This is a genomic window from Phenylobacterium sp., from assembly GCF_037189685.1.
GTDB lineage: Bacteria > Pseudomonadota > Alphaproteobacteria > Caulobacterales > Caulobacteraceae > Phenylobacterium.
This window is the reverse complement of record NZ_JBBCIT010000012.1, coordinates 49,444-64,212: the sequence shown is the minus strand read 5'-3', so window position 1 is coordinate 64,212 and position 14,769 is coordinate 49,444. Positions and strand designations below refer to the sequence as shown.

Genomic DNA, 14,769 nt, shown 5'->3' with positions numbered 1-14,769 from the left:
ACCGACGCCGCCTCCCGCCGCCGAGCGCCGGGGGCGAGCTCGGGTCAGGCGTCGCCGGGCGGCGGCTCCTGGGATGGCTTGCTCTTCACGGGCGGCGGGGCGTCGGCTTCGCTGGCGCGCGGCGGCGGGTCCTCCTCCTTCGCCAGGGTCCTGCGCAGACGGGCGAGCTCGGTCTTCACGCCACAGGCGGGGTCGAGCTCGAGCGCGCGGGCCAGGCGGCCCACGGCCTCCTCGAGGCGGGCGCGACGCTGGGCCGACGGCTGGGGATCGTCCTCGGCCGGGGGCAGCTCGGCGCGGCGCGCAAACTCGCGGCCCATGGCCTTGAGCATCTTGGCGCGGACCTCGTCCGGCATGTCGCGGTCGCCGGTCAGGGCCTCGATCGTCATCAGCGACATGATGTCGGCGCCGCGGCCGGCCTCGAGCTCGGCCAGGGCGACGTCGGCCGCCTCCTCGACCACGAAGACAACGAGGTTGCGGTGGAAGTTCGGCGGCAGGGCCCAGTCGTGACGCAGCGCCAGCTCGAAGAGCGGGAGAGCCCCGGCCAGGTCGCCGACGTCGATCCGCCAGATCAGGACGTTGAGGGCGACGTCGTCGGCCGGTGCGCGGTAGTCCCGGTCGGCGGCGACGGCGCGCTCGATACCGGCGAGAAGGCCGGTGACCCACGGGTCGAAGCCCTCGAGGAGCTCGCGCTTCAGGTCGACCTTGGCCTCCCGCGACTGAAGCGCCTTCAGGCGGCGCTTGGCCTCGGCCATCTTCAGGCGCTCGAGGGTTTCGGGGCTGGGCTGGCGGTCGGGCGCGGCGCCGTTGTCGTTGGCGGCCGCCAGGCCGGCCAGCGCGCCCTGCAGGCGTTCGGCGGTCTCGCCGACGCCGCCGGCGGCGGCCTCGCCCGCAGCGCGGGCGGCCTTGCGGGCGGCGAGGCTGGGCCGGCCGGCCCGGGGGGGCCGCGGCGCGGTCATGTCGGCGGCGGGGGCGACGGCCGCCGCGTTGCGGGCGGCGATGCGGGCCTCGACCTTGTCACGGTGGCGGCGGGCAGGACTGGTCACGGGTCTCTCCGGCTTCTCCAGGGGCCTAGGGAAGGGTCCGGCGCGCGGGCCCTTGCCGAGGCCCCCGCCGCCCCGGGAGGAAGGCGGCGGGGGCGGTGCGCGTCCTGCGGGGGAGGTTCAGGACGCGCCGGGGGGTATTCCTCAGAGGATGTTCCTCAGGGGTCTTCCGGCTCAGGCGGCGTGGCGCCGAGCTGGATGTTCTCGATGAGCAGGGCGTAGTCGTAGTCCTCGACCACATAGGCGTCGTTGGAGGACTCGTAGGTCTCGATCTGGTCGAGCTCGGCCCGGTCCACGATGGTGCGCCGGCGCTTGCCCTCCTGTTCGTAGATCGAGAGGTTGGATTCCTTCTGGGTGAGCCGGACGATCAGGATGGCGTCCGGCGGGAAGAACGGCACGGTGACCGCGGTCTTCTTGCCCACGCGCTTGGCGCTGATGATCAGGTCGGACGCCAGTTCCTCGGTGGGCTCCAGGTTGGAGTTGACCAGGGGGAAGAACTTGTCGTGCATCAGGTCGTCGCCCAGGACGGCGACCAGCTCAGGATCCTGTCGCGCCCACGACGGCAGCAGGTTGTGGACGGCGTCGACCACCAGGGCGTCGAGGTTCTTGTAGTCGCCATCCGTGGGATCGATGACGATCTTGCCGTCTTCCACGGAGCCTTCGGCCAGGTGGCGGGCGCCCGAGTTCCAGGCGCGGATGTGCTGCAGCCAGCCGATGTTGACGTCCTGGAGCAGCGGATTGGCGATCTTGTTGGTGGTGGCGGCGGCCGAGACGCCGTTCCAGCCGACCATGATCCGGTCCAGGGCCTGGCGCTTGACGATGTGGTTGCGGATCCGCGTCTGGAAGTCCTTGAACTTGGCCCAGGCGTCGATCTTGGCGTAGCGGATGTGGGTGTCGGAGTTGGTCTGCTTGCACTCGTAGCCGTCCTCGTCGAGCGTGGACGGGTCGACCGTGGTGCGCTTGGTGCCGGCGGCGGTGTTGGTGCGGCTGGCGATCGGGCCCGCGACGCCCAGGCCTAGCTTGTCGCCCTTCATCTCGGTGACCTGGGTCACGTTCACCCGCTGCAGGAAGGCCGAGGACTCCTGCTGCTTGTCGTTCAGCGTCTGGGCCACCGACGGCTCGACGGTGAACTTCTTGCCGCCGCGCACGATGTCGGCGCTGGTGTTGTTCAGCTCCGCCTGGCGATCGAGGTAGCGATTGAAGGCTTCGCGGGTTCTGGGTTCCATCTACGGGATCCGTGGCGTGAGGGCGGGGGGCGTGGGGCGAGGTTGAGCGGGGCGGCTCAGCAGTCGGTCTGTTCGTAGGCCAGGCCGCCGCCGGTGACGGGCGGGCGCGGGTTCGACAGGTTTTCCTTGCTGTCGAGCTGACCCTTCAGGCTGTCGTGGTCGGCGCGGAGCTGGTCGATCTTCTGCTCGACGCCGGCCATGGCGGCGCCGGTGAGCTCGGCGACCTTGGCGAAACCGGCCTCGATCGAGGCGGTGAGCTTGGTGAGGTCGGCCGCGCCGGCGTCGGCCGGCGGCGCGACGATGACCGGCGGCTTCGGATCCGGCTTGGCGAAAAGCTCCTTCAGCGCGCCGACCAGCTGGTCGCCCAGGCTGACCGTCTGTGAGGCGTCGGCCTCGAGCTCGAAGGCGGTCTCGTAGGCGGCCGAGAAGAAGTTGGCCTTGTCCTGCTTGCGGCCGTCGAGCATCGCCTTGATGCCGGCGGCGGCGGCGTCGGACCCGGCGCTGAACTCCAGGATGTCGGTGCCCAGGCTGGCCGGGCCGTCGGTCACGGCCAGGCCGACCAGGCCGGCCTTGTTTGTGCCGGCGAAGTTGGGCGCCACCTCGATCGAGGTGTAGATCTTCTGCTTGTCCTTGGTGATCGCCACCAGGGCGTCGGTCGGCTCGATCCGGGCGTAGAGGCAGGTGCGCTTTTCGGCCTTGCCGCCGATCTGGAGCTCGTCCTCCTGGACGCGGACCTCGAGCACGTCGCCGTACGCGTTGAACGGGGGGGCCGGTGAGAAGCCGCGGATGTGCTCCATGTTCACGCGGGCGCCGTAGGTGGCGCGGTTGTAGGTGGCGGCGATGTCGGTGAGCCAGGTCTTCTCGATCTTGCGGCCGTCCGTGGCGGTCAGGCCCTCGACGGCGACGCGGAACCACTTCGACTTGGCCATGTGACGGGCGCTCCTGCAGGCGGCTGAGTTCGGTCGTTGATCGCCGGCAGGGGGGACCGGGGGCGGCCGTCAGCTCAACTCGGCGCTGTCGGGGCGGCGTGGCGTCCCGACAGGGCCGCGTCGGGCGGGCGGGGGGCCTATGGGCAGGCTCCGCGCCGATGGACACGCCGCCGCTCGACATCCGGCCACCTGCGTTCGACCCGCGCCGCGAGGCCAAGTGGCTCTACTGGACCGGCTGGCGCCTGGTGGACATCGCCGAGCGCCTGGGCCTGCCGCTGCCGACGGTGGCGAGCTGGAAGGGGCGGGACGGGTGGGACTCGGTCAAACCGATCGACCGGGTCGAGGGCGTGCTCGAGGCCCGCATCATCCAGCTGGTCGCCAAGGACCACCACAGCGGCAACGACTTCAAGGCGATCGACAACCTGACGCGCCAGCTCGAGCGCCTGGCGCGGATCCGCCGGTTCGGCGAGCCCGGCGGGCACGAGGGCGACCTGAACCCCAAGGTCAGCGATCGGGGCCGCAAGGCGCGGGCGGCGCGGCCGCCGGCGAACTTCTTCACCGCCGAACAGGTCGAGGAGCTGGGGCGGCGCTTCCGCGAGCGCAACTTCGCCCACCAACGGCTCTGGCTGGCCAACAAGCACCAACGGACGCGGGAGATCCTGAAGAGCCGCCAGACGGGGGCGACCTTCTACTTCGCCGGCGAGGCCCTGGACGACGGCCTGAACGGTGGCGGCAACCAGATCTTCCTCTCGGCCTCGAAGAACCAGGCGCGGGTGTTCCGCACTTACATGATCCAGCTCGCCCAGGAGGTCGGCGTCGAGCTGAAGGGCGACCCGTTCGTGTTTCCGCCGATGAACGGGCACGAGGGCTTCGAGATCTACTTCCTCGGGACCAATGCGCGGACGGCCCAGGGCTATCACGGCAACTTCTACTTCGATGAGTTCTTCTGGACGTTCAAATTCCGCGAGCTGAACAAGCTGGCGCGCGCGATGGCGACGCACAAGCACTGGCGGCGGACCTACTTCTCGACGCCGTCCAGCAAGTCGCACGAAGCCTACCAGATGTGGTCCGGCGGCGAGTTCAACCGCGGTCGCCGCAAGGACGAGAAGATCCAGCTCGACATCAGCCACGAAGCGCTGCGCGCCGGCCGGCTGGGCGAGGACGGGGCCTGGCGGCAGATCCTGACCATCCACGACGCCGTGGCCGGCGGAATGGACCTCTTCGACATCAACGAGCTGATGCTGGAGAACAACCCGGCGGACTTCGCGAACCTCTACCTGTGCGACTTCGTGGACGACACCCTGAGCGTCTTCCCGCTGGCGCTGCTCTCACCGTGCATGGTCGACGCCTGGGAGCGTTGGACCGACGTCGACTGGCTGGCCATCGACATGGGCGGCCGGCCGTTCGGGAATGCGCCGGTCTGGGTGGGATACGATCCCAGCGCCACGGGGGACACCGCGGCGCTGCTGGTGGTGGCGCCGCCCCGGCGGGCGGGGGGCAAGTTCCGGATCCTGGAGAAGCAGCAGTTCAGGGGGCTGGACTTCGACAAGCAGGCCGCGGCGATCCGGCAGATCTGCAACCGCTACAACGTCGAGCGGATCTCGATCGACGCCAACGGCGTGGGCCTGGCGGTGCTGCAGCTGGTGCGCGCGTTCTTCCCGGGGGCCGAGGCGGTGGGCTACACGCCGGCCGACAAGCAGAAGATGGTCCTCAAGGCCTATGACGTGATCAAGTCGCAGCGCCTGGAGTTCGACGCCGGCGAGGTGACGATCGCCCAGGCGCTGATGGCGATCCGCAAGACCCTGACGGCCAGCGGCCGGCACATCACCTACGAGGCCGGGCGGACGGACGAGACGGGCCACGCGGACCTGGCGTGGGCCCTGTTGCACACCCTGATCAACGAACCCCTCGAGGAGCCGCATGGCGGCGCGGCGAGGGCCACGGTGGAAGTGTACGGATGACGCGCAAGACCAAGGCGGCCGCGGCCGCGGCGAACGACCAGGTGATGGCCTTCAGCTTCGGCGACGCCGAGCGCGTGCTGGACCGGCGCGAGATCCTGGACCATCTCGAGTGCTGGTCGAACGGCCGCTGGTACGAGCCGCCGATCAACATGAACGGCCTGGCGCGGGTGCTGCGCGTGGGGTCGCACCACGAAAGCCCGGTCCGGCTGAAGGTGAACCTTCTCACCGAGCTGTTCGTGCCCGGGCGGCTGATGTCGACGCCGGTGTTCTCGGCGCTGGCGCTGGACTTCCTGGTGTTCGGCAACACCTACCCGGAGATGCGCCGGGCGGTGACCGGGCGGTCGCACCATTTCGAGCGGCCGCTGGCGCGCTACATGCGTCGGGGGATCGAGCCCGGGGTCTACTTCCAGGTCCATCAGCACTTCGATCCGACGGGCCGGCCGGAGTACGAGCACCGCTTCGAGAAGGGCGCGATCTTCCACCTGGCCGAACCGGATGTGAACCAGGACATCTACGGCCTGCCCGAGTACGTCAGCGCGCTGCCGGCGGCCTTCCTGAACGAGAGCGCGACGATCTTCCGGCGGCGCTACTACGAGAACGGGAGCCACGCGGGCTTCATCCTGTTGGCCACGGATGCCCAGATGGACGAGCCCGCGAAGGATTCGATCCGCAAGGCGCTGAAGGACGCCAAGGGGGTGGGGAACTTCAAGAACCTGTTCGTCCACCTGCCCAACGGGAAGTCGGACAGCCTGAAGCTGATCCCGATCGCGGAGATCGCGGCCAAGGACGAGTTCCTGGGGATCAAGAACACCAGCCGCGACGACGTGCTGGCGGCGCACAGGACGCCGCCCCAGCTGGTCGGCCTGGTGCCGGCAAACGCGGGCGGGTTCGGGGACATCGCCAAGGCGAGCGACGCGTTCGTGCGCCTGGAGATCGCGCCGCTGCAGCGCAAGCTGCTGGCGCTGAACGACCAGGTCGGCGAGGAGGTGATCCGGTTCAAGCCTTGGGAGCCGATGGCGTCGACGCCGGCGGCTCCTGGCGTCGCGGCGGCCTAGGGCGGAGCACCAGGTCCACCTCGCGGCGGCAGACGGGGCGGCCGCACATGCCGCGCAGCTTGTCCCGAAAGCCGTCGATCGACAGGGCGTGGCCCCAGGCCTCGACGTCCTCGGGGCGCTCGATCGTGGCGTTCCACGCGCAGATCGCGCAGCTGATCGACAGGTAGCCATCGGCGTTCCGCATGAGACGGGCGGCCGGGAACTTGTCGCGCTCAGGCTTGGGCAGGGTGGCATGCCAGCGGTCGTGCAGGGGCAGGATCCGGGGCAGGGGCACGCCCCATAGGTTCAGCTTCCAACTGCCGCCAGGCCGGACTGCGTAGAACTTCAGCCGATCGTTGCAGCCCTCGGCGGGGCAGCGCGGATGGCGCCCCCAGAGACTGAAGCGCGGGCCGCGCTCGCGGATCAGCTTGTCCAGATCTACCAGCTTGCGATAGCCGCAGCCACACACAGCCTGGACCGCGGCCTTCTCCAGAGCCAGCGCCTCAACGTCCTCAGTCCAACTCGCAATGAACGCATCACCCATTGGCCCGCCATACACGCGCGCGAGGTCAAATGGAACATTGAGCGAACACCGAAGACCCCCGGCCGGGGTCTGCCCCTCGCGAAACGCGCTGCTGCCCCCGCGCCGCCTGCCGGCTTTTCAGTGCCTGGTCTACGCAGGGGGGGCCGCAGGGGGCACCCCTCGGGGGGAGGGTGGGCGCCGACGATGCGGTTCTATGCACGTCGGCGGGTCAGTCGGAGGCCGACGAACATATGTGCCCGCCTGGACCCGAAGAAGACCAGCTGAATTCGACCCGGAGGCAGATGGAGCGGGAGGATAAGCTTCCACTCGGCTCCGCCGTGTTTCTCTGCCCGTCTGACCGTGACGAACTGATCGAGAAAGAGGCGCCGTCGCCGGCGCGAATTGGCGGTTCTCAGTCTCATCGTCCATTCCTGCGGTAGGGCTCGAACTTCAGCTTCACGGGTCCTGGAGAGGTGCGCTGGGCGACGCGGTCTGCGTAGCCTTCCCGCCAAGCCTCCGCCTTCAACGGGTAGTCCTTCTGCGGATCAAGAAACACTCCGAGCAGGTCCTTGTCCCAGTCGGCGCGTTCAGCGCCGCGGGCTCGCAGCTGAGCGGGTGTCAGGAGATGAGAGTAGTCCTGCCTCACAGCTTCACCCGCCGAGGTGACCGCTGGTGGCCGCGATCGGCCTGGTGATCATGAGGTGGCGGCGGCTTGCGCTGCATCTCGCGGTCCTCGCGGATCCAGGCAGAAATCTCGTTGCAGATGAAGCGCAGGTTGGCCGCAATCCCGGGGCCGGTCCGCTTCAGCCGCCAGTGATAGAGGGCACGGTAGATCCGGCGGGCCCGGACGAGCTCACGACTCACGGCCGCCTTGTTGCAGGCGGCCGAGCAGTACGCCTGATCAGAGCGGCGCGGCTTGAACCAGGCGCGGCATTCCAGGCAGTTCAAGGGCGCCGCCCTGAAGTCTTTAGAGACTTCGCCGTCAGAGGAGTGGTGAGGCGATCCCGGCCTCCGGCGGGGTCGAGGCTCACGTGCAAGCTCCAGGCGGTCCACGGCGAGCCTTTCGCCCCTCTGACACGTCTCGCGAGTAGCCAGCATGAATCGGTACCACCCATTCGGAACCCATGTGTGAAGGCCCGCTGGGCTCCTGGGTGGCCGCCGGCCACCAGCAGTATTGCTTGCGGAAGGCGCCGCCCTGACTGGCCCGCAGGAGGCCCGACCTCTGCAGAACGATCAGAGCTTGCTTCAACCGCGGCTGTGTTCCCGCCCAGCCGATGTTCCTGCCGATCGAGTAGGTGGTCTGGCCGGGCAGCCGCGCGACCTCGGACAGGATCACCTTGAAGTGGGGGAGTGGAGGGTTCACCGCGCCCACCAGCAGATCATCGTGGCGTAGATGTCGGAGCCGCTTCGCACGAGGCCGTGCTCCTCGAGACGACGCAGGCGGCGGCGGATCCGCGCGGTCTGGCCTCGGGCGCCGATGCTGTTGGCGACGACGTAGGTGGGCAGGCCCGGCCGTTTGCGCAGGGCGTCGAGGATCAGCTCGTCCTCTGAGGGTTCGATGTTGGCCATCAGGCGCCTTCCGCGGTGGCGTCGGCTCGGCCGACATAGTCGAGGGCGGTTATGCCACCAGGTTCCATCGGGCCGGCCGCGCCGGCGTCCATAGTCAGGACCGTCTGTGAGGACCTCGATTCCGGCATAGTCAGATCCGGCGGCCCGCGATCCCCGACCTCGAGAAGCGCAGCGAGCACGGCCTGACGCTCGGCCGGCGGCAGCTCGGCGAACTTCCGCGCCCAGCGCTGGGCCTTGCGCTTGATGCGCTGGCGGTCAGTGAAGTCGCGGCCGGCGTAGGTCGACCAGTGGGCGGCCGTCGGCTCGAAGTTGAACCACACCTTCTCGGTGCGCACGCCGCCCCGCGTCATCGCCTGGAACTCGCGCGTACTCCAGCCGGGGTAGAGCTCATCGTAGAGCGCGGACGGATAGCTCGAGATGATGATCGAGCACCCGTGCCACGAAAGGTAAGTGAGGATGCGGGCCAGCTGGCGGTGACCTTCGTCCGCAAGTTCGTGGCGGTAGCGCAGCCGGCTCGTTCGGGTCGAGTGAGGGTAGGGCGGATCGAGGTAGATCAGTACGCGCCCGAGTTGGCCGACATCGAGGGTGGCCAGATACGCCAGGGCGTCAGCCTGCAGCACCTCGATCCTGGGCCCGGTCGGAGCGCGATTCACCGCGTCTGAGTCCATGTCGATCAGGATGGACCGCGCGGCGGGGGCCTTTCGTCTCACGATCGCCCCGGAGCCCAGGAAAGGCTCGATGTAGGTGTCGTGCGGCGGCATCAGCGCGATGATCGCCTGGTAGACACCAGCGCCGGCTTTGGAGCCCATATAGCCCATCAGGCGCGCGCCCCTTTCCAGGCTTCCCAAGCCTCGGCGTGCGAAGGGCAGAGATCCTTTTCAGGCGCGGGCTTTGTCGAGCAACTGATGCAGAGCGGCTTGTCGCAAGTCCCGCTTCGCCTAGTGGACACCTTCCAGTCGCACTCGAAGGTCGCTCTGCCTCCGCAGGCGCAACGCCTTACGCGCACTCCACAAGCGAAGCCGCCGCCCAGCAATCGGACGCACGGCATCTACGCGAAGCCCCTTCTCAGACGGCGGCCGCTCGGGTAGATACCGCGCTCCCGGAAGGACGCCGTTTGTAAACCGGCTGTAAACCGGGGGATGGGGCTCCGGAAATTCCGAAGCAACTTCAATGTGGTGACGTGGCCGAGTGGCTGAAGGCAACGGTTTGCTAAATCGTCATACTCGAAAGGGTATCGAGGGTTCGAATCCCTCCGTCACCGCCACTTCCCTTGGGAGAAATCACCCGGCCTTCAACGGGCGCGGGCGATTTCTGGACAGTATCGCATCCTGCTTGCGTCCGCCCGGCTCAGTCGCTCTCCGTCCGTAGACACGGCCTGACACCCGCCCATGGAATTATGGAGTCTCGGCCGCCGCTAGAAAGCGCGCCGCTCAAACCCACCATCCCGCGTCAAAGACGGTCCATGCGGAGCCAGCGGGGATTTCCCAGCCACGCCTTCGCCAGCGCCTGCTTTGCCGCGGCCGCCTCGAGCCTTCGTCCTTGCGCCGCTTCGCTGTGCATCAGGCCAAAGAGCGCCCAGCCGTTGTTTGGCGTCTGGACCAGGGCGGCGCGAAAGGCCTGGGCGGCCTCGGCGTATTGTCCATCCTGGTACAACGCCGCGCCCAGCGACTGGCTGACGGGGTGATACCAGAAGGCCGGTTCCTGGTAGGGGAGGTTGTCCTCGATGGCGATCGCGCGGCGATAGTGGGCGGCGGCCTCGCCGTGCCGCCCCCGCGCCGAGGCCATGCGGCCTTGGGCCATCGCCTCGGCGAGCGTCAGGAGATCTTTCGCGGGCATGCCCTGTTCGATCATGTCCGCGAAGACGTCCGAGTCCTTCAGGCCGGCGATTCCCGCCATCTCGCGGTCGAACCCCTTCTGGTCGCGCAACTGGGCATAGGCGACCGCACGGGCGTAGTGCCGCATCGCCACGGCGTAGGGGAGCCGGGCGTTGGCGGCGGGCATGCCCAGGATCGCCTTGGGGTCGGCGAACTGGGCGAACGCCAGATAGGGCGCGGCGTCGATGACCTGAATCCACGCGATCCTGGACGAGGTCTCCGGATCGAGCACCGTGCGGAGCCGCTGCGCCTCCCGGATGGCGGTCGCCATGTCGCCGGCCATCTGCGCCGAGGTCACGATGAAATGGATGTTGTGGGGATAGTAGCCGTACCGGAGGAGGCCCTGGTCGTCGGTGGCCTGGATGAAGGCTTCGTCGGCCCGGACGGCGGCCACATTCACGCGAATGGAATCCGCATGGCGTCCGCGCCGGGCGTAGATGTGGCCCGGCATGTGCACCAGATGGCCCGCGCTCGGCGTCCGCGGGGACGCGAGGCGGTCGGCCGCCGCCTCGGCCCGCTCGGGATCGCTGGCTTCCATGAGGTGGATGTAGAGATGCGCGGCCTGCACATGGGCGGGATCGCGCCGCAGGACGTCCTCGACGAGGCGGACGGCGTCGCCGCTCCGCCCCACGGGCGTCCGCTTGTCGGCTTCCCAGTAGTTCCAGGGGGTGGTGTCCATCGCCGCCTCGGCCGCCAGTACGGCGATGTCATGGTCGTCGGGGAACTGGCGCGCCACGGCGAGCATCGCATCGGCGTAAGCGGCGTCCAGCGTTCCCCGATCCGCCGCCGGATCGCGGGAATAGCGATGGGAGACAGCCTCGATCAGCGCCCGTTCCCTGGAACTGGCCCGGCCCCGCAACGCCATCGCCCTGTCCATCGCCGCCAGCGCGGCGTCCCGGTTGCGGTCGTCCATCGGGGCGTTGATGTTCGGGCCGAGGGCGACCGCCTCGCCCCACCAGCACATGGCGCAGTCCGGGTCCAGGCGCTGGGCCTCGCGGAACGAGCGCACGGCGCCGGCGTGGTTGAAGCCGTAGGTTAGGAGCAGGCCCTGGCTGAAGTAGCGCTGCGCCTCGGCGTTTGCGGTCGTCACGCCGAACGGCGAGGCGGCCAGATCGGGATACAGCGGAATGGGCCTGAGCTGCGCCGCGGGCGCTGCGACGGCCGCCGCGATGAGCAACTCGCGGGCGAGGGCGTTTCGCGACGTTCCCGGCGCGCACATCGATGCGGCGAGACGGCTGGGATCGAGCAACGCCAACGCGTCTGGCGAAGGGGCGGGCGGGCTGGCGGAGCCGGCAAGCATGACGCCGGTTCCGCTCAGGGCGGCGGCTTTCACGAACCATCTCATGGCGTTCTCCCGAAATGAGGGATTCAAGGAAAGAACAACTCGAAGTCCGGAGCGTGGAATGTATGCGAAAAGATCGTTCCCGACCCGATTGCGGCCTGGGGGGTGGAAGACCTGAAAACCATAGATGCGAGAACTTGTCGGTCCGCCCGGATGAATGCCTTCGCGCGCCGGCCTCGGAGTGGCCCGTCGCGCCGCCACAGTTCAGGCCCATCGCCGGTCACAATCAAGCGCCTCCTGCCCCGGAGGCCGCCGTTCCCGCGTTTCGGTCCAGCCGAAGGCGGCGGCGTGTCGGAACGCCGGATCGGCGGACGTCTTGAAGTCATCGCCGCCGGCTTCGTCTGCGACGACGACACCGGGAGGCGCTTCCGGAGCGAAAGGAAAAGCCATGTCGATCGCCAAGAACACCATCTGCATCTGGTATGACACCGACGCCGAAGCGGCGGCGCGCTTCTATGCCGGGACCTTTCCGGACAGCTTCGTGAGCGCCGTCCATCGTGCGCCTGGGGACTATCCGTCGGGCAAGGCCGGCGACGTCCTGACGGTCGATTTCACCGTGGCCGGCGTCGCGTGCCTCGGCCTGAACGGCGGGCCCGCATTCAAGCACAGCGAGGCCTTCTCGTTCCAGATCGCCACCGAGGACCAGGCGGAGACCGACCGATACTGGAACGCCATCGTCGGCAATGGCGGGGAGGAGAGCGCCTGTGGCTGGTGCAAGGACCGGTGGGGGATCTCCTGGCAGATCACGCCGCGTGTGCTGACCGAGGCGATGGCGGCGGGCGGCGAGGAGGCCAAGCGGGCGTTCGAGGCCATGATGGAGATGCGGAAGATCGACGTGGCCGCCATCGAGGCCGCGCGGCGCGGGTGAAGAGGGCGTAAGGCCGGGGTTGACGGTCCCGCCTCGGCATCCTGACAAGTGAACGTCGATCAGTTATTCAGGCGTTCACTTCGGGGACGGAAACCGGGAATGACCATCGAGCACTTCGACGTCCTGATCGTCGGCGCGGGCCTGTCGGGCGTTGGCGCGGGCTATCATCTCAAGTCGGCCTGTCCCGACCGCAGCTTCGTCATCCTCGAGGGCCGCGCCGCCATCGGCGGCACCTGGGACCTGTTCCGCTATCCCGGCATCCGCTCGGATTCGGACATGTACACCCTGGGATACGCCTTCAAGCCGTGGACCCAGGCCAAGGCCATCGCCGACGGCCCCTCGATCCTGAAGTATGTGCGCGACACCGCCGCCGAGAACGGCCTCGACCGTCATGTACGCTTCGGCCACAAGGTGACGCGCGCCGACTGGTCGAACATCGACGGCCGCTGGACCGTCGAGGCGCAGGTCGGCGGCGAGGTCCGCACCTTCTCGGCCGGCTTCCTGTTCATGTGCGGCGGCTACTACTCGTACGATGGCGGGTACATGCCGGACTATCCGGGCGTGGAGTCGTTCAAGGGCGCGTTGGTCCATCCCCAGCAATGGCCCGAGGGCCTCGACTACGCCGGCAGGAAGGTGGTGGTGATCGGTTCGGGGGCGACCGCGGTCACTCTCGTGCCGGAAATGGCCCGGACGGCCGGCCACGTCACCATGCTGCAGCGCTCGCCCACCTATGTGGTCAGCCGTCCCGCTGAGGACGCCATGGCCAACTGGCTGCGTTCGAAGCTGCCGGGCAAGCTGGCCTACGACATCGTGCGCTGGCGCAACGTGCTGTTCGGCATGTACTTCTTCAACCTCGCGAGGAAGAAGCCCGAAGCCGTAAAGGCCAACATCATCAAGATGGTGCGCGAGCAACTTGGCCCGGAATACGACGTCGAGCGCCACTTCACGCCCAGCTACAACCCCTGGGACCAGCGTCTGTGCCTCGTGCCCGACGCCGACATGTTCAACGAGATCAAGTCCGGCCGCGCCTCGGTGGTCACCGACCATATCGAGACCTTCACCGAGCGTGGCGTCCGCCTGAAGTCGGGCCAGGAGCTGGAGGCCGACGTGGTGGTCTCGGCCACCGGCCTGGTGCTGGAGGTCTGGAACGGCATCGCCGTCAGCGTGGACGGGCAGGCCGTCGACCCCAGCCGGACGCTCGCCTACAAGGGCATGATGTACGAAGGCGTGCCGAACCTCGCCTCGGCCTTCGGCTACACCAACGCCTCGTGGACGCTGAAGTGCGACCTGACGTGCGAATACGTCTGCCGCCTGCTGAACCATATGAAGAAGACGGGTGCGACCACCGTCGTCCCGGTCAACGACGACCCCTCGGTCACGTTCGAGCCGTGGCTGGACTTCTCGTCGGGCTATGTTCAGCGCGCGATGGCGAAGTTCCCGAAGCAGGGGAACAAGGTCCCCTGGAAGCTGAACCAGAACTATGCGCTCGACCTGATGAGCCTGCGCTATTCGAAGCTGGAGGACGGGGTTCTGCGGTTCTCACGCGCGGCGGGCCGTTCGTCGGCGGCGTCCGAGAAGATGGCGGCCTGAGACCGACCCGCTTGCATCGGTAACTTACAGATGTAATCTGTCGATGGGGAGGATCGACAGATGGCGAGTCCACGCACGCGTGCTTGGCGAGGCCGCCGTGGCCGAAACGTCCTGGTCGCCGTGGGCCTCGTCGCCGGCCTCGGCATGTCTGCGTTCCTCTTCGGCGGAAGCTACCTGCGCCAGCGCGACGCCGCCTTGGCGCGTGCGGCGGACGCCACGATCGAGGGACCGCCCTGCGACGCCTTGAGTCGGGCCGAATTCGAAGCTCAGGGCCTGAAGGCGCCGAAGTCCACGCTCTACGGCGACGTCGTCTTCGCCCGGCAGTTCGGCCACATGTCGTGCGACTCCCTGCGCTATGGCGCGGGCTGGGGAACCGAAACCTACCCCGTCTGCCAGTTCACGAGTCCCAACGCCCTGCGCGTGAAGACGGCCCGGGGCGAATGGTTCTTCAGGCCCGGCCCCGGCCGGCCGGCGACGGTCTCGACGGCGCAGGGGCGGGCCACCTGCGTCCTAGCCGCCCGTTTCACGATGGAGTCGCTGGTGAACCGCTAGGTGGCGTGGCAGTCGGGGAGGGGGCGATCCACCGGGATCGGGGCCTCGGCGCCGCCTGAGCCGTTCTGGGGCCGTCGGCTGGTGACGAAGTGGCCGGAGTCCGGCGGAGGATAGCGGTTGGGGCGAGCCCTGGGCCGCGAAAGCTGCGCCTTCAGGCGCGCCAGCAGATCGTTCAGGCTCTCGTCCGAACCCGTCAGATCGGGGTGGAAGCTGCGCTCTGACATAACGGCAGTATACGTCGGCGAGGCGAGGGATTCTACC

Annotated in this window: 14 protein-coding genes and 1 tRNA gene; 6 read left to right on the top strand and 9 right to left on the bottom strand. The window is 68.4% G+C overall.

The features are described 5' to 3' along the window. Positions 1–44: 44 nt before the first annotated feature. The 3 genes from gpM to WG212_RS08590 all read right to left on the bottom strand — a co-directional run bounded on the left by gpM (position 45) and on the right by WG212_RS08590 (position 3,195). Positions 45–1,043 carry a phage terminase small subunit gene (gene gpM / locus WG212_RS08600; protein WP_337186679.1) on the bottom strand — a complete coding sequence of 333 codons (999 nt, stop codon included), beginning with the start codon at positions 1,041–1,043 and terminating at the stop codon, positions 45–47. 155 nt (positions 1,044–1,198) lie between these two features. Next, positions 1,199–2,266 carry a phage major capsid protein, P2 family gene (locus tag WG212_RS08595; RefSeq protein ID WP_337186678.1) on the bottom strand — a complete coding sequence of 356 codons (1,068 nt, stop codon included), beginning with the start codon at positions 2,264–2,266 and terminating at the stop codon, positions 1,199–1,201. Positions 2,267–2,322: 56 nt separating this feature from the next. After that, entirely contained in the window at positions 2,323–3,195 is an 873-nt protein-coding gene (locus WG212_RS08590) for a GPO family capsid scaffolding protein (RefSeq protein ID WP_337186677.1), read from the bottom strand. 158 nt (positions 3,196–3,353) lie between these two features. Here WG212_RS08590 and WG212_RS08585 point away from each other — a divergent pair, with 158 nt between their 5' ends. After that, entirely contained in the window at positions 3,354–5,156 is a 1,803-nt protein-coding gene (locus WG212_RS08585) for a terminase family protein (RefSeq protein WP_337186676.1), read from the top strand. Then, positions 5,153–6,211, top strand: a complete 1,059-nt coding sequence (locus WG212_RS08580) for a phage portal protein (protein ID WP_337186675.1) — start codon at positions 5,153–5,155, stop codon at positions 6,209–6,211. The genes WG212_RS08585 and WG212_RS08580 overlap by 4 nt, the downstream gene beginning before the upstream one ends. Here WG212_RS08580 and WG212_RS08575 read toward each other — a convergent pair. The 4 genes from WG212_RS08575 to WG212_RS08560 form a co-directional block, all read right to left on the bottom strand. After that, a complete protein-coding gene (locus WG212_RS08575; RefSeq protein WP_337186674.1) occupies positions 6,153–6,734 on the bottom strand; it encodes a hypothetical protein in 582 nt (193 codons plus the stop codon). The two genes, WG212_RS08580 and WG212_RS08575, sit on opposite strands and share 59 nt — an antisense overlap. A gap of 621 nt (positions 6,735–7,355) precedes the next feature. Then, entirely contained in the window at positions 7,356–7,661 is a 306-nt protein-coding gene (locus WG212_RS08570; protein WP_337186673.1) for a hypothetical protein, read from the bottom strand. Between the two features lie 411 nt (positions 7,662–8,072). Further along, on the bottom strand, positions 8,073–8,282 hold the full coding sequence (locus WG212_RS08565) for a hypothetical protein (protein ID WP_337186672.1): 210 nt from the start codon (positions 8,280–8,282) through the stop codon (positions 8,073–8,075). Continuing rightward, complete coding sequence (locus WG212_RS08560) at positions 8,282–9,091, bottom strand: DNA adenine methylase (RefSeq protein WP_337186671.1); 810 nt, start codon at positions 9,089–9,091, stop codon at positions 8,282–8,284. Before WG212_RS08560 ends, WG212_RS08565 begins: the two co-directional genes overlap by 1 nt. 365 nt (positions 9,092–9,456) lie before the next feature. Here WG212_RS08560 and WG212_RS08555 point away from each other — a divergent pair. Next, a tRNA-Ser gene (locus tag WG212_RS08555) sits at positions 9,457–9,546 on the top strand. Positions 9,547–9,731: 185 nt separating this feature from the next. On the opposite strand, the gene WG212_RS08550 is transcribed toward WG212_RS08555, so the two are convergent. Then, the gene (locus tag WG212_RS08550) at positions 9,732–11,501 is read right to left on the bottom strand and encodes a hypothetical protein (RefSeq protein ID WP_337186670.1); all 1,770 of its coding nucleotides are present in this window, start codon (positions 11,499–11,501) and stop codon (positions 9,732–9,734) included. Positions 11,502–11,886: 385 nt separating this feature from the next. On the opposite strand from WG212_RS08550, the gene WG212_RS08545 reads away from it, so the two are divergent. From WG212_RS08545 to WG212_RS08535, 3 genes are all read left to right on the top strand, one after another. Then, a complete protein-coding gene (locus WG212_RS08545) occupies positions 11,887–12,366 on the top strand; it encodes a VOC family protein (protein WP_337186669.1) in 480 nt (159 codons plus the stop codon). A gap of 99 nt (positions 12,367–12,465) precedes the next feature. Continuing rightward, on the top strand, positions 12,466–13,956 hold the full coding sequence (locus WG212_RS08540; protein WP_337186668.1) for an NAD(P)/FAD-dependent oxidoreductase: 1,491 nt from the start codon (positions 12,466–12,468) through the stop codon (positions 13,954–13,956). A 60-nt stretch (positions 13,957–14,016) separates the two neighbouring features. Then, positions 14,017–14,508 (top strand): hypothetical protein, encoded by a 492-nt coding sequence (locus tag WG212_RS08535; protein WP_337186667.1) that lies wholly within the window; start codon positions 14,017–14,019, stop codon positions 14,506–14,508. Here WG212_RS08535 and WG212_RS08530 read toward each other — a convergent pair. Beyond that, positions 14,505–14,732 (bottom strand): hypothetical protein, encoded by a 228-nt coding sequence (locus WG212_RS08530; protein ID WP_337186666.1) that lies wholly within the window; start codon positions 14,730–14,732, stop codon positions 14,505–14,507. The genes WG212_RS08535 and WG212_RS08530 overlap by 4 nt on opposite strands. Positions 14,733–14,769: the final 37 nt, after the last annotated feature.

Excerpts from the sequence above, each read along its gene's own strand:
- WG212_RS08595 (WP_337186678.1), bottom strand. The coding sequence starts at position 2,266 with ATGGAACCCAGAACCCGCGAAGCCTTCAATCGCTACCTCGATCGCCAG.
- WG212_RS08575 (WP_337186674.1), bottom strand. The coding sequence starts at position 6,734 with ATGGGTGATGCGTTCATTGCGAGTTGGACTGAGGACGTTGAGGCGCTG.
- WG212_RS08590 (WP_337186677.1), bottom strand. The coding sequence starts at position 3,195 with ATGGCCAAGTCGAAGTGGTTCCGCGTCGCCGTCGAGGGCCTGACCGCC.
- WG212_RS08535 (WP_337186667.1), top strand. The coding sequence starts at position 14,017 with ATGGCGAGTCCACGCACGCGTGCTTGGCGAGGCCGCCGTGGCCGAAAC.
- WG212_RS08550 (WP_337186670.1), bottom strand. The coding sequence starts at position 11,501 with ATGAGATGGTTCGTGAAAGCCGCCGCCCTGAGCGGAACCGGCGTCATG.
- WG212_RS08540 (WP_337186668.1), top strand. The coding sequence starts at position 12,466 with ATGACCATCGAGCACTTCGACGTCCTGATCGTCGGCGCGGGCCTGTCG.
- WG212_RS08585 (WP_337186676.1), top strand. The coding sequence starts at position 3,354 with ATGGACACGCCGCCGCTCGACATCCGGCCACCTGCGTTCGACCCGCGC.
- WG212_RS08530 (WP_337186666.1), bottom strand. The coding sequence starts at position 14,732 with ATGTCAGAGCGCAGCTTCCACCCCGATCTGACGGGTTCGGACGAGAGC.
- WG212_RS08560 (WP_337186671.1), bottom strand. The coding sequence starts at position 9,091 with ATGGGCTCCAAAGCCGGCGCTGGTGTCTACCAGGCGATCATCGCGCTG.
- WG212_RS08545 (WP_337186669.1), top strand. The coding sequence starts at position 11,887 with ATGTCGATCGCCAAGAACACCATCTGCATCTGGTATGACACCGACGCC.
- WG212_RS08565 (WP_337186672.1), bottom strand. The coding sequence starts at position 8,282 with ATGGCCAACATCGAACCCTCAGAGGACGAGCTGATCCTCGACGCCCTG.
- WG212_RS08580 (WP_337186675.1), top strand. The coding sequence starts at position 5,153 with ATGACGCGCAAGACCAAGGCGGCCGCGGCCGCGGCGAACGACCAGGTG.